The 13,490-nt window shown below is 65.2% G+C and carries 13 protein-coding genes; 7 read left to right on the top strand and 6 right to left on the bottom strand.

The window, feature by feature from the left end; translation table 11 throughout:
• The first annotated feature begins 42 nt into the window (after positions 1-42).
• The 6 genes from AC1DIQ_RS11515 to AC1DIQ_RS11490 all read left to right on the top strand — a co-directional run bounded on the left by AC1DIQ_RS11515 (position 43) and on the right by AC1DIQ_RS11490 (position 6,504).
• Positions 43-768, top strand: a complete 726-nt coding sequence (locus AC1DIQ_RS11515) for an ABC transporter ATP-binding protein (protein ID WP_121040054.1) — start codon at positions 43-45, stop codon at positions 766-768.
• Between the two features lie 8 nt (positions 769-776).
• The gene (locus tag AC1DIQ_RS11510; protein WP_121040057.1) at positions 777-2,081 is read left to right on the top strand and encodes an ABC transporter permease; all 1,305 of its coding nucleotides are present in this window, start codon (positions 777-779) and stop codon (positions 2,079-2,081) included.
• A gap of 16 nt (positions 2,082-2,097) precedes the next feature.
• Positions 2,098-3,318 carry an ABC transporter permease gene (locus AC1DIQ_RS11505; RefSeq protein ID WP_121040060.1) on the top strand — a complete coding sequence of 407 codons (1,221 nt, stop codon included), beginning with the start codon at positions 2,098-2,100 and terminating at the stop codon, positions 3,316-3,318.
• A 1-nt stretch (position 3,319) separates the two neighbouring features.
• On the top strand, positions 3,320-3,721 hold the full coding sequence (locus tag AC1DIQ_RS11500) for a PDZ domain-containing protein (RefSeq protein WP_121040063.1): 402 nt from the start codon (positions 3,320-3,322) through the stop codon (positions 3,719-3,721).
• Positions 3,722-3,799: 78 nt separating this feature from the next.
• Positions 3,800-5,140 (top strand): sigma-54-dependent transcriptional regulator, encoded by a 1,341-nt coding sequence (locus tag AC1DIQ_RS11495; RefSeq protein ID WP_121040066.1) that lies wholly within the window; start codon positions 3,800-3,802, stop codon positions 5,138-5,140.
• Positions 5,137-6,504 (top strand): sensor histidine kinase, encoded by a 1,368-nt coding sequence (locus AC1DIQ_RS11490; RefSeq protein ID WP_121040069.1) that lies wholly within the window; start codon positions 5,137-5,139, stop codon positions 6,502-6,504. The genes AC1DIQ_RS11495 and AC1DIQ_RS11490 overlap by 4 nt, the downstream gene beginning before the upstream one ends.
• Positions 6,505-6,523: 19 nt before the next feature.
• Here the strand turns inward: AC1DIQ_RS11490 and glmU are convergent, their stop codons facing one another.
• Positions 6,524-7,888 (bottom strand): bifunctional UDP-N-acetylglucosamine diphosphorylase/glucosamine-1-phosphate N-acetyltransferase GlmU, encoded by a 1,365-nt coding sequence (gene glmU, locus AC1DIQ_RS11485; RefSeq protein ID WP_478050062.1) that lies wholly within the window; start codon positions 7,886-7,888, stop codon positions 6,524-6,526.
• An 85-nt stretch (positions 7,889-7,973) separates the two neighbouring features.
• Here glmU and AC1DIQ_RS11480 point away from each other — a divergent pair, with 85 nt between their 5' ends.
• Positions 7,974-8,357, top strand: coding sequence for a GtrA family protein (locus AC1DIQ_RS11480; protein WP_478050061.1), 384 nt, complete (start codon positions 7,974-7,976; stop codon positions 8,355-8,357).
• 91 nt (positions 8,358-8,448) lie between these two features.
• Here AC1DIQ_RS11480 and AC1DIQ_RS11475 read toward each other — a convergent pair whose 3' ends face one another.
• The 5 genes from AC1DIQ_RS11475 to AC1DIQ_RS11455 all read right to left on the bottom strand — a co-directional run bounded on the left by AC1DIQ_RS11475 (position 8,449) and on the right by AC1DIQ_RS11455 (position 13,490).
• Positions 8,449-8,871, bottom strand: a complete 423-nt coding sequence (locus tag AC1DIQ_RS11475) for a F0F1 ATP synthase subunit epsilon (RefSeq protein WP_019183637.1) — start codon at positions 8,869-8,871, stop codon at positions 8,449-8,451.
• A 115-nt stretch (positions 8,872-8,986) separates the two neighbouring features.
• Positions 8,987-10,393, bottom strand: coding sequence for a F0F1 ATP synthase subunit beta (gene atpD / locus AC1DIQ_RS11470; RefSeq protein WP_121040078.1), 1,407 nt, complete (start codon positions 10,391-10,393; stop codon positions 8,987-8,989).
• Positions 10,394-10,430: 37 nt separating this feature from the next.
• Positions 10,431-11,294 (bottom strand): F0F1 ATP synthase subunit gamma, encoded by an 864-nt coding sequence (gene atpG, locus AC1DIQ_RS11465; RefSeq protein WP_088433765.1) that lies wholly within the window; start codon positions 11,292-11,294, stop codon positions 10,431-10,433.
• A gap of 76 nt (positions 11,295-11,370) precedes the next feature.
• Complete coding sequence (gene atpA, locus AC1DIQ_RS11460; protein WP_088433869.1) at positions 11,371-12,918, bottom strand: F0F1 ATP synthase subunit alpha; 1,548 nt, start codon at positions 12,916-12,918, stop codon at positions 11,371-11,373.
• Positions 12,919-12,962: 44 nt separating this feature from the next.
• Positions 12,963-13,490, bottom strand: a complete 528-nt coding sequence (locus AC1DIQ_RS11455; protein ID WP_088433764.1) for a F0F1 ATP synthase subunit delta — start codon at positions 13,488-13,490, stop codon at positions 12,963-12,965.

Genomic DNA, 13,490 nt, shown 5'->3' with positions numbered 1-13,490 from the left:
TCAGTCCCTTTCGATCTTCTCGACCCTCAAAGGAAAACAGCCATGCTTGAAATGCGCTCGGTCGCCAAAGTCTTCCGCACCGAACAGGTGGAAACCCATGCCCTGCGGTCGCTGGACCTGCATGTCCGCGAAGGGGAGTTCGTCGCCGTGACCGGTCCGTCCGGTTCGGGCAAGACCACCTTCCTCAACATCGCCGGCCTGCTGGAGACCTTCACCAGCGGCACCTATCTGCTCGATGGCCAGGACGTCAGCCAACTCGGTGACGACGCCCGCAGCCGCCTGCGCAACCAGAAGATCGGCTTCATCTTCCAGGGCTTCAACCTGATCTCCGACCTGAACCTGTTCGACAACGTCGATGTGCCGCTGCGCTACCGCGGCATGCCCGCGGCCGAACGCAAGCAGCGCATCGAGCACGCGCTTGGCCAGGTGGGCCTGGCCTCGCGCATGAAGCACTACCCGGCCGAACTGTCCGGTGGCCAGCAGCAGCGCGCCGCGATCGCACGTGCACTGGCCGGCAGCCCGCGCCTGCTGCTGGCCGATGAACCGACCGGCAACCTGGACAGCCAGATGGCCCGGGGCGTGATGGAGCTGCTGGAAGAGATCAATTCCAAGGGCACCACGATCGTGATGGTCACCCACGATCCGGAACTGGCCGCGCGCGCCAAGCGCAACGTGCACATCGTCGATGGCCAGGTCACCGACCTGCTGCGCGATCCGGTGCTCGCCACGCCGCGCCCCGCGGTTGCCGCCGCCATCGCCAACGACTGAGGCCGGCCATGATTGCTTACTACTTCCGACTGGCCCTGCGCAGCTTCCGGCGCAACAAGGTGCTGACCGCGCTGATGGTGATCGCCATCGCGCTGGGTATCGGCGCTTCGATGACCACGCTGACCGTGTTCCATGTGTTGTCCGGTGATCCGATTCCGCAGAAGAGCGACCGGCTGTTCAGCGTCCTGGTTGATCCACAGCCCCTGCTCGGTTATCAGCCCGGAGAAGAGCCCGCCGATCAGCTGACCCGATTCGATGCGGACAAGCTGCTTCGTGAGAAGCATGCCAAGCGCCAGGCGATGATGACCGGCGGTGGCGTCACCATTGAGCCGGACAGCAGCACGCTGCGCCCGTTCAGCACCGATGCGCGCTACACCTCGAGCGATTTCTTCCCGATGTTCGATACCCCGTTCCTGTACGGCCAAGGGTGGAAGGAGACTGAGGATGAAGGTCGCGGCCGGGTCGCGGTGATTTCCAAGACACTCAACCAGAAGCTGTTCGAGGGCGCCAACAGCGTCGGCAAATCGGTGCGCGTCAACGGCAACACCATGACCGTCGTTGGCGTGCTCGGCGACTGGCACCCCAATCCGCACTTCTATGATCTGTATACCGGTCGCTACGGCGACAGCGAGGACGTCTTCCTGCCGTTCTCCACGGCGATCGAGTTGAAGTTCGACCGCAACGGCAGTATCGACTGCTTCGGTCGTCGCAACGAGACCGATCCCACCGGGCCCAGCGCAAGCTGCACCTGGATCCAGTACTGGGTGGAGCTGGAAAACCCCGGCCAGGCCGCAGAGTACCGCCGCTACCTGGAGAACTACTCCGATCAGCAGCGTGCTGCCGGTCGCTTTGAACGACCCAACAACGTGCGCCTGCGCAATGTCATGGAATGGCTGGACTTCAAGAAGGTCGTCCCCGGTGATGTGCGCCTGCAGTTGTGGCTGGCGATGGGCTTCCTGCTGGTCTGCCTGATCAACACGGTGGGCCTGCTGCTGGCCAAATTCCTGCGTCGCAGTGGTGAGATCGGGGTACGCCGTGCGCTGGGTGCCAGCCGTGGCCAGATCTTCCTGCAATCGTTGATCGAGGCCGGCACGGTCGGCCTGGCCGGGGGCCTGCTCGGCCTGGTACTGGCGATGGTCGGGCTGTATGCAGTGCGCCAACAACCCGTGGACTACGCCAAGTTGGCCACGCTGGATGGACAGATGCTGCTGATGACCTTCGCGCTGACCCTGGTCGCCAGCCTGCTGGCTGGATTCCTGCCGGCGCTGCGCGCCATGCAGGTCACGCCCGCCATCCAACTCAAATCGCAGTAAGGATCCGGAGCACACCATGGATATCCGTCCCATCCTCTCCACCCTGCGCCGGCACAAGACCGCCGCGGCACTGATCGTGCTGGAGATCGCCCTGACCTGCGCCATCGTCTGCAATGCGCTGTTCCTTATTGGTCAGCGCATCGAGAAGATCAACCAGCCCAGCGGCATCGCCGAAACCGAACTGATCGAAGTCAGGCTGGGCGGGATCGGCCCCCAGGTCAACGCCGTGGCACGTACCCGCGAGGATCTGGCGGCGTTGCATGCGCTTCCCGGCGTCAAAAGCGCAGTGACGCTGAATCAGATCCCGTTCCGCAACAGCTCCTGGAATACCAGCCTGGGCCTGGTCCCCGACCAGGAGCGCCCAACGCTGAGCTCCTCCCAGTACTTCGCCCGGGAAGGTGCGCTGGATACGCTGGGCGTGGAGCTGATCGCCGGTCGCGATTTCCAGCCCGATGAATATCGCGATCTGGAAGAGGTCAAGAACGACGAAGTCGCGGCGGACAAGGGCTCGGCGGTGGTTGTCACCAAGGCAATTGCCGACAAGATGTTCCCCGGCGGCGATGCACTGGGCAAGACGATCTACAGCGGCTCCATGCCGCTGCGCATCATCGGCATCGTCAAGGTGCTGGCCCGCCCGACGGCACGTGATGGTGACACGCAGTTCTCGATCGTGCTGCCGCTGCGGACCACCTATGACGAGGGCTTCTACCTGGTGCGTGTCACCGATCCAACCCGCCGCGACGAAGTGCTCAAGTCCGCCGTCGCAGCCCTGGAGCGGGTGGACGCCAGCCGCCTGGTGCACGGCAAGTACACCTACGAGGAACAACGCAACAAGTACTTCGCCAATGACCGCGCCATGGTCGGCCTGCTCATCACCGTGTGCGTGGCATTGCTGGTCGTCACTGCACTGGGCATCGTCGGCCTGGCCAGCTTCTGGGTGCAGCAGCGCACCAAGCAGATCGGCATCCGCCGCGCGCTGGGGGCAACCCGCAGCCAGATCCTGCGCTACTTCCAGACCGAGAACTTCCTATTGGCCACCGTGGGGATCGTGCTGGGCATGTTGATGGCCTACACGATCAACCTGTGGCTGATGAACAACTACGAGCTGCCGCGCATGCCCATCAGCTACCTGCCGATCGGCGCGGTGCTGCTGTGGCTGCTCGGCCAGATCGCTGTCTTCGGCCCGGCCCGTCGTGCCGCCGCCGTCCCCCCTGCCGTTGCCACCCGGAGTGCCTGAAATGCGCCAGACCAAACTCGCTACCCTGTTGTTCTCCCTCCTGCTGGCCAGCGCTCCCGCGCTGGCCGCCACCCAGACCGATACCGCGCGCCTGGAGTGGCGCGATGACAGCCACCACCTGGTGGTGGATGCCCGGGATGGCATCGTGCGCGTTACCACCACCGAGCCAAGCACCTATTTCGGCGTGCGCAGCGGCGATCGGATTCTGCGTGTGGATGGCCAGCCCGTCCGGCGCATGGCCGACCTCACCCATGCACTGGTCGGCAACAAGGCCACCCGGGTGCCCGTCGTCGTGCTGCGCAAGGGCGACCAGGTGACCGTCGATGTCAACACCGCCGCCTGGAGCGACGTCCTGGCGGTGCAGACCCCGCCCATCCCCCAGGCGCCTGGCGCCGGCAACTGAGCCAAGCGCGCCGGGCCATCTGCCCCTTGGCCCGGCGCTCCGGTACTCTTGATTCCACTTCCGGCCCTACGCTGACGCATGCCCTCGATCCTGATCATTGACGACAACGCCAGCGTCGGCACCGCCCTCGACGTGCTGTTCTCGCTGCACGACATCGAGGCGCTGCATGCGATCTCGCCCGAACAAGGGCTGGCGATCCTGGAACAACAGCCGGTGGATCTGGTGATCCAGGACATGAACTTCACCGAAGACACCACCTCCGGCGAAGAAGGCGAAGCATTGTTCCAGCAGATCCGCGCGCGCCATCCGGATCTGCCGGTGATCCTGTTGACCGCCTGGACACATCTGAGCAGTGCGGTCGATCTGGTCAAGGCGGGCGCCGCGGACTACCTGGCCAAGCCATGGGACGACCGCAAGCTGCTGATCACGGTCAACAACCTGCTGGAGCTGTCGGAAACCCGCCGCGAACTGGACCGCCGCCGCGACCGCGAGCAACGGGATCGCTCGGCGCTGGAGGCCCGCTACGATCTGCGCGGCGCCGTGGTGGCCGATCCGGCCAGTGAGCGTGTGGTCAACCTGGCCTGCCAGGTGGCACGCTCGGCACTGCCGGTACTGATCACCGGCCCCAACGGCGCAGGCAAGGAGAAGATCGCCGAGATCATCCAGGCCAACTCGCTGGTAGCCAAGGGGGCGTTCGTCGCGCTCAACTGCGGCGCGATTCCGTCCGAGCTGATCGAGGCGGAGTTGTTCGGTGCCGAGGCCGGTGCCTACACCGGTGCCAACAAGGCACGCGAAGGCAAGTTCGAGGCCGCCGATGGCGGCACCCTGTTCCTGGATGAGATCGGCAATCTCTCTGCCAGTGGACAGATGAAACTGCTGCGCGTGCTGGAAACCGGCCGCTTCGAACGACTGGGCTCCAACCGCGAGCGGCAGGTCAAGGTGCGCGTCATCAGTGCGACCAACGCCGATCTGCCCGCGATGATCCGCGATGGCCAGTTCCGCGAGGATCTCTACTACCGCCTCAATACCGTCGAGCTGGCGCTGCCACCGCTGGCCGAGCGGCCCGGCGACATCCTGCCGCTGGCCGAACGCTTCCTGGACAGTGGCAAGCCACTGTCCACCGCTGCGGCCACCGCGCTTCAGCGGCATCCCTGGCCGGGCAATGTGCGCGAGCTGCGCAACGTGCTGCAGCGCGCCCAACTGTTCGCCACCGGACCGCGCATCGAGGCAGGCGACCTCAACCTGCCGCGCGCCGCGGCCCCGCGCGCGGCCAGCCCGACCGTGGACCCGGACCGCAGCCGCATCGAAACCGCGCTGGCCCACAACCACGGCATCATCGCCCAGACGGCGGCCGAGCTCGGGCTCAGCCGCCAGGCGCTGTATCGGCGCATGGACCGTTACGGCATCCCGCGCGAATGAAGCGGCGCTCGTTCACCTTCCGGCTGTTCCTGCGCCTGCTGCCGGTGCTGGCACTGGCGGCTGCATTTCCGTGGTATCTGGCGTTCTGGCTGGACCATGGCTGGGCGGTTACGTGCATCTCGGTTGTCGTGCTGCTGGCGCTGATGTGGTGGAGCCTGCGCCGCGCGACGGCGCCGATCCGCTCATTGCTGCGCGCCCTGTCCGGCACCACCAGCAGCTACCGCGACGGCGAATACAACTTCGGCATCTATTGGCCCTCCAATGATGAGCTGGGCGATCTGGTCCAGGCCCACCGCGAACTCGGCGATGTGCTGCGTGCGCAGCGCCAGGACCTGGTCCAGCGCGAGCTGCTGCTGGACACCATGGTGCAGAACACGCCGGTGTCGATGCTGTTGCTGGCGCACGGCGGCGACGGCGTGCAGCGCGTGGTGTTCTCCAACCTGGCGGCGCGCAAGCTGCTGCACAACGGTTGGAAGCTGGAAGGCCAGCGCATGGACGATGTCATGGCGACGATGCCGATCGAGCTGCGCGATGCCATCGCCCGCGGGGGCGACAGCCTGTTCGCGGTGCGCGGGGAAGGCCAGGACAATGATGATGAACGTGATGAAGACGACGAGCAGATCTATCACCTGTCCCGCCGCAACTTCCATCTCAACGGCCGCCCGCACGACCTGCTGTTGATCCGCCTGCTGACCGCTGAGCTGCGCCGTCAGGAAGTGCAGACCTGGAAGAAGGTCATCCGGGTGATCAGCCACGAGTTGAACAATTCGCTGGCCCCGATCGCCTCGTTGGCGCATTCCGGTGGCGAGCTGGTCCGGCGCGGCAAGACGGAACGGCTGGAAGAAGTGTTCACTACCATCGAAGAGCGCGCCCGCCACCTGGAAGGGTTCATCCGGGGCTACGCGCGCTTCGCCAAGCTGCCGCAGCCGCAGTTGCAGACCGTGCAGTGGAACCTGTTCCTGACCGGCCTTCAGCACCAGATCCCGTTCCGCATGGCCGGAATTCCCGATGATCTGCACAGCCGGGTGGACATCGCCCAGCTCGGGCAGGCGCTGTTGAACCTGCTCAAGAACGCGCATGAAGCCTGCGCGGACGCCGAACCACCGAATGAGGATGTCGAGCTGCGCCTGACCCGCCTGCCGCAGTGGCTGCGGCTGGAGGTATTGGACCGCGGCAAGGGCATGAACGAAGCGGTGCTGCAGAACGCGTTGATGCCCTTCTATTCCACCAAGCGCAACGGCACCGGCCTCGGCCTGGCGCTGACGCGCGAGATCGTCGAAGCGCACGGCGGCCGCATTTCATTGCAGAACCGCCGCGAAGGTGGCCTGTGCGTGGCGGTGTTCCTGCCTGCCGACACCCGCTAGCGCCGGCCGCTGGCCGGCACTACTTCTTCGTGGGGCGCTTCCAGCCGTCGATGGTTTCCTGGCGTGCGCGTGCGACGGTCAGCTTGTCCGCCGGCGCGCCACGGGTGATCACCGAGCCGGCCGCCACCGTGGCGCCCTCGCCGATCACGACCGGCGCGACCAGCGAGCTGTTGGACCCGATGAAGGCACGGTCGCCGATGGTCGTCTGCGATTTGTTTACGCCGTCGTAGTTGCAGGTGATGGTGCCCGCGCCGATGTTGACCTTGCTGCCGATCACTGCATCACCCAGGTAGGTGAGGTGGTTGGCCTTGCTGCCCGCGCCGAGCACGACCTTCTTGGTTTCCACGAAGTTGCCGACGTGCGCGCCCTCCGCGAGGACGGTACCCGGACGCAGCCGGGCGAACGGACCGATCTCCGCCGCGCCTTCGCTGATCACCCCGTCCAGATCGCAGTGCGGCTTGACCACGGTGCCCGCGGCCAGGCTGACATCCTTGAGCCGGGTGAACGCGCCGATGCTGACGCCGTCGCCCAGCACCACGCGACCTTCCAGGATCACGTTGACGTCGATCTGCACGTCACTGCCCACGGTCACCGTGCCACGGATATCCAGCCGTGCCGGGTCCAGTACGCGCGCCCCCTGGGCGCACAGTGCACGCACTTCACGCAGCTGCCAGGCGCGTTCGAGCTGGGCCAGCTGCCACGGGTCGTTGGCACCCTCGGCGTCCTGCGGATCCTGCACGAACGCCATCTCGGCCGGGGTGTAATCGCTGGCTGCCGCGGCAAAGATGTCGGTCAGGTAGTACTCGCCCTGCGCGTTCGCATTGGAGAGCTGGGACAACCAACGGCGCAGTGCCGTGGATTCGGCGGTGATGATGCCGGTATTGATGGTGCGGATGCTGCGCTGTTCGTCGCTGGCGTCTTTCTGTTCGACGATCGCGCCGACCTTGCCCTCGGCATTGCGCACGATGCGGCCATAGCCGGTCGGATCAGCCACCTCGGCCACCAGCACGGCCAGGCGGCCCGGCTGCGACAGCAGGTGGCGCAGCGTCTCGCCGCGGATCAACGGCACATCGCCGTACAACACCAGAACGGTTGCCGCATCCGGCACTTCCGGCATGGCCTGCAGCACGGCATGCCCGGTACCCAGCTGCTCGCCCTGCTCGGCCCAGCGCAGGTCAGGCTGATCGGCGAATGCCTGGCGCACCGCTTCGCCGCCATGGCCGTACACCACGTGGATCGCTTCAGGCTGCAGCTGGCGTGCGGTGTCGATGACGTGGGCGAGCATCGGGCGGCCGGCGATCGGCTGCAGCACCTTGGGAAGAGCGGATTTCATGCGCTTGCCGGCACCGGCGGCGAGGATGATCACGTGCAGGGGCTGGGTCATGGGTAGATCACGTTCCGGGAATCGTTGATGGGAATTCTAGTGCGACGCTCGTTAACATGTGGGATTGTCCGCACCCGGAGTGCACGTGAGTCTCCTCCGCCAAGGCAGCCGCTATCTCGTCGTGGGCCTGATCCAGCTGGTGTTGGACTGGGCCGTGTTCGTGGCTGCCACCGCATTGGGAATGCCAGCCGCACCCGGCAACCTGCTGGGGCGCGTGAGCGGCATGCTGCTCGGCTTCTGGCTCAACGGCCGCTACACGTTCGCCCACGATGGTGAACACCGTCTGGGCTGGTCACGGTTCGTGCGCTTCGCGCTGCTCTGGGCGGTGCTGACCGCGATCAGCACGCTGCTGGTGACGCTGGCGGCCGAGCACCTGGGGCTGCGCTATGCGTGGCTGGCCAAACCCTTGGTCGAAGGTGGCCTGGCGGGGATGTCGTTCCTGTTGATGCGGACCCTGATCTTCCGCTGAGGCGGCCGCTCTCACCGTTGATGCAGGCAAAAAAAAACGCCGGCAAGCCGGCGTTTTCCCCTTCGCGGATGGCGCCGTCGCGCCGCCCCGCTTAGTGCTTGAGGTTCTTGCGCAGGCGCTCAAGCGCCTGCAGCTGGGCGGACACTTCCGCCAGGCGCTGCTGCGCTTCGGCCACTTCCATTGCTTCACCACGGTTGGCCAGGATGCGCTCGGCTTCTTCCTTGGCCTTGCGGACCGAGGCTTCGTCGATGTCCTGGGCACGGATCGCGGTGTCGGCCAGCACGGTCACGACCTGCGGCTGCACTTCGAGAATGCCGCCGGAGATGGCGAAGTCGATCTGCTCGCCGCTCGGCGTGGTCACCACCACCTTGCCCGGCTTCAGGCGGGTGATCAGCGGGGCATGCTTGGGCGCGATGCCCAGCTCACCCAGCTCACCGGTGGCCACGACCAGGGTCGCCTCACCACGGAAGATTTCCTGCTCGGCGCTGACGATGTCGCAACGGATGGTGCTCATGAAACTCTTCTCGCTTTAGGGCGGGCTCGCGCCCACCGCAGGATGTCCTCAGCGGTGGGCCTGCGCCCACCCCGTGTGACGGGTCGGGACGGGCATCTCGCCCGTCCCCGCCGCATCAGGCCTTTTCAGCCATCTTCTTGGCCTTCTCGACCGCTTCTTCGATGCTGCCGACCATGTAGAACGCCTGTTCCGGCAGGTGGTCGTATTCGCCATCGACGATGGCCTTGAAGCCACGGATGGTGTCCTTCAGCGACACGTACTTGCCCGGCGAACCGGTGAACACTTCGGCCACGTGGAACGGCTGGCTGAAGAAGCGCTCGATCTTGCGGGCGCGGGTCACGGCCTGCTTGTCTTCTTCGGACAGTTCGTCCATGCCCAGGATGGCGATGATGTCCTTCAGTTCCTTGTACTTCTGCAAGGTCTGCTGGACGCGCTGGGCGGTGTCGTAATGCTCGTGGCCGATGACCAGCGGGTCCATCTGGCGGCTGGTCGAGTCGAGCGGATCCACGGCCGGGTAGATACCCAGCGAGGCGATCGAACGCGACAGGGTCACGGTCGAATCCAAGTGGGCGAAGGTGGTGGCCGGCGACGGATCGGTCAAGTCATCGGCGGGCACGTAGACGGCCTGGATCGAGGTGATCGAGCCGTTCTTGGTGGAGGTGATGCGCTCCTGCAGGACGCCCATTTCCTCGGCCAGGGTCGGCTGGTAACCCACGGCCGACGGCATACGGCCCAGCAGCGCCGACACTTCGGTACCGGCCAGGGTGTAGCGGTAGATGTTGTCGACGAACAGCAGCACGTCCTTGCCCTTGCCGTTTTCGTCCTTCTCATCGCGGAAGTACTCGGCCATGGTCAGGCCGGTCAGCGCGACGCGCAGACGGTTGCCCGGCGGCTCGTTCATCTGGCCGTACACCATCGCGACCTTGTCCAGGACGTTGGAGTCCTTCATCTCGTGGTAGAAGTCGTTGCCCTCACGGGTACGCTCACCCACGCCGGCGAACACGGACAGACCGCTGTGCGCCTTGGCGATGTTGTTGATCAGTTCCATCATGTTGACGGTCTTGCCGACGCCGGCGCCGCCGAACAGGCCGACCTTGCCGCCCTTGGCGAACGGGCACATCAGGTCGATGACCTTGATGCCGGTTTCCAGCAGCTCGGTGGCCGGGGACTGGTCTTCGTACGACGGCGCGGCACGATGGATTTCCCACGTGTCGCTGGCGGTGACCGGACCGGCTTCGTCGATCGGGCGACCCAGCACGTCCATGATGCGGCCCAGCGTGCCTGCGCCGACCGGCACCGAGATGGCGCGTTCGGTGTTGGTGGCGACCAGGTTGCGCTTCAGGCCGTCGGTGGAGCCCAGCGCGATGCAACGGACCACGCCGTCACCCAGCTGCTGCTGCACTTCCAGCGTGATTTCGGTGTTGTCCACCTTCAGCGCGTGGTACACCTTCGGCACCGACTCGCGGGGGAATTCGACGTCGACGACGGCGCCGATGATCTGAACGATCTTGCCCTGACTCATTGCTGCAATCCTCTAATGTGTGCTTTGACTGTGCGCGTCAGACTGCTGCCGCGCCGCCGACGATTTCGGAGATTTCCTGGGTGATCGCTGCCTGGCGGGCCTTGTTGTAGACCAGCTGCAGGGTTCCGATCAGCTTGTTCGCGTTGTCACTGGCCGACTTCATCGCGACCATGCGGGCTGCATGCTCGGACGCGACGTTTTCCAGCACCGCCTGGTACACCAGCGACTCGACGTACCGCGTCATCACGTGCTCGAGCACGGTCGCAGCGTCGGGTTCGTACAGGTAGTCCCAGTCGTGATGCGCGACCTGCTTCTCAGCAGCCGGCAACGGCAGCAGCTGATCGAAGCTGGCTTTCTGCGTCATCGTATTGATGAAGCGGTTGTAGACCAGGTACACGCGGTCGACCTTGCCGTCGGTGAATGCATCGAGCATGACCTTGATCACGCCGATCAGCTGTTCCAGGTGCGGCACATCGCCCATGTGGGTGACCGTGCCGACCATGTTGACCTTGACGCGACGGAAGAAGGTCGACGCCTTCTGGCCGACGGTGACCACATCGATCTCGGCACCCTTGTCCTGCCACTGGCGCACTTCGCCCAGCATCTTGCGGAACAGGTTGTTGTTCAGGCCGCCGGCCAGACCGCGGTCGGACGAGACCACGATGTAACCGACGCGCTTGACCTCGTCACGCTGGACCAGGAACGGATGCTGGTAATCGGTGCTGGCCTGGGCCAGGTGACCGATCACCTGCTTCATCGCCTGCGCATACGGACGCGACGTCTTCATCCGCTCCTGCGCCTTGCGGATTTTGGAGGCCGAGACCATTTCGAGCGCACGCGTCACCTTGCGGGTGTTCTGCACGCTCTTGATCTTGGTTTTGATTTCGCGTCCGCTTGCCATCTCTTATTCCCGTAGAGCGAAGGGGTGCTCCGCTTTGTCACAGTGAAGCGGGGCAACGCCCCGCTCTACATGCGGCTTACCAGCTGCCGGTGGTCTTGAACTCGGTGATGCCCTTCTTGAAGGCAGCCTCGATATCGTTGTCCCAGCCGCCGGTCGCGTTGATCTTGTTGATCAGCTCGCCCTGGGTGTTGGCGAAGTGGGCATGCAGACCTTCTTCCAGCGCCAGCAGCTTGTTGACCGGCACGTCGTCGAGGTAACCCTCGTTGACGGCGTAGATCGACAGCGCCTGGTTGGCGATGGACATCGGGGCGTACTGCTTCTGCTTCATCAGCTCGGTGACGCGCTGACCGCGCTCAAGCTGCTTGCGGGTGGCTTCGTCCAGGTCCGAGGCGAACTGCGCGAACGCCGCCAGCTCACGGTACTGGGCCAGCGAGATACGGATGCCGCCGGACAGCTTCTTGATGATCTTGGTCTGGGCCGCACCACCGACGCGCGACACCGAGATACCGGCGTTCACGGCCGGGCGGATGCCCGAGTTGAACAGATCGGTTTCCAGGAAGATCTGGCCGTCGGTGATGGAGATCACGTTGGTCGGCACGAAGGCCGAGACGTCACCGGCCTGGGTTTCGATGATCGGCAGCGCGGTGAGCGAGCCGGTCTTGCCCTTGACGGCGCCGTTGGTGAACTTTTCCACATACTCTTCGGACACGCGGGCAGCGCGCTCGAGCAGGCGGGAGTGCAGGTAGAACACGTCACCCGGGTAGGCTTCACGGCCCGGCGGACGCTTCAGCAGCAGCGAGATCTGGCGGTAGGCCACGGCCTGCTTGGACAGATCGTCGTACACGATCAGCGCGTCTTCGCCGCGGTCCATGAAGTACTCACCCATGGTGCAGCCCGAGTAGGCGCTGATGTACTGCATCGCGGCCGATTCGGACGCGGTCGCAGCGACCACCACGGTGTGCGCCAGGGCGCCGTTCTCTTCCAGCTTGCGCACGATGTTGGCCACGGTCGACGCCTTCTGGCCGATCGCGACGTACACGCACTTGATGCCGGTTTCTTTCTGGTTGATCACCGCATCGATGGCCAGGGCGGTCTTGCCGGTCTGGCGGTCACCGATGACCAGCTCGCGCTGGCCGCGGCCGATCGGGATCATCGAGTCGACGGACTTGTAACCGGTCTGCACCGGCTGGTCGACCGACTTGCGCCAGATCACGCCCGGCGCAACGCGCTCCACCGGCGCGGTGGCCTTGGCCGCGATCGGGCCCTTGCCGTCGATCGGCTCGCCGAGCGCGTTCACGACGCGGCCCAGCATTTCCGGACCGACCGGCACTTCCAGGATGCGACCGGTGGTCTTGGCGACGTCGCCTTCGCGCAGGTTCTGGTAATCACCCAGCACCACGGCGCCGACCGAGTCGCGCTCCAGGTTCAGGGCCAGTGCGAAGGTGTTGTTCGGCAGTTCGATCATTTCGCCCTGCATCACGTCGGCCAGACCGAAGATGCGCACGATGCCGTCGGACACGCTGGTCACGGTGCCTTCGTTGCGCGATTCCGCGGCCAGCTTGACCTTCTCGATGCGGTTCTTGATCAGTTCGCTGATTTCGGAGGGGTTGAGCGTGGTTGCCATCGTCAAGTCCTAGTGCCGGCGATCACGCCGGACGTTAAATGAATTCAGTTAGCGAGCGCGGTCTGCAGGCGCGACAGCTTGCCCTTGAGCGAGCCATCGATGACCACATCACCGGCGTCGATCACGGCACCGCCGATCAGCGACGCATCCACTGCGGTCGTCACATCCACCTCGGCGCCGAAGCGCTTGCGCAGCGCGGCCTTGATGGCGTCCAGTTCGGCGCCGGACAATTCGGTGGCCGAGGTCACCGTGGCCTTGACCACGTGTTCGGCTTCAGCGCGCAGCTGGTCGTACATGCCGGCGATTTCCGGCAGCAGCGGCAGACGGTGCGCATCGGCCAGGATGGCCAGGAAGCGACCGAAGGTCTCGCTGGACGATTCCGGCACCAGCATCGCGACGGCATCGCCGCGATCCAGTTCCGGGTTCGACAGCAAGGCCGCCACGCGCGGGTCGGCAGCTACGTGGGCGGAGAACGCAAGCGCGTCCGACCACGGCGCGAACGTGCCTTCGTCGCGCGCGGTCGCGAACGCGGCGCGGGCATACGGGCGTGCAAGCGTGAGGGCCTGGCTCAT

The organism is Stenotrophomonas sp. 05L413, from assembly GCF_056397945.1.
Note: the sequence above shows the minus strand (reverse complement) of the source record. Positions and strands in the feature narration are given on the sequence as shown.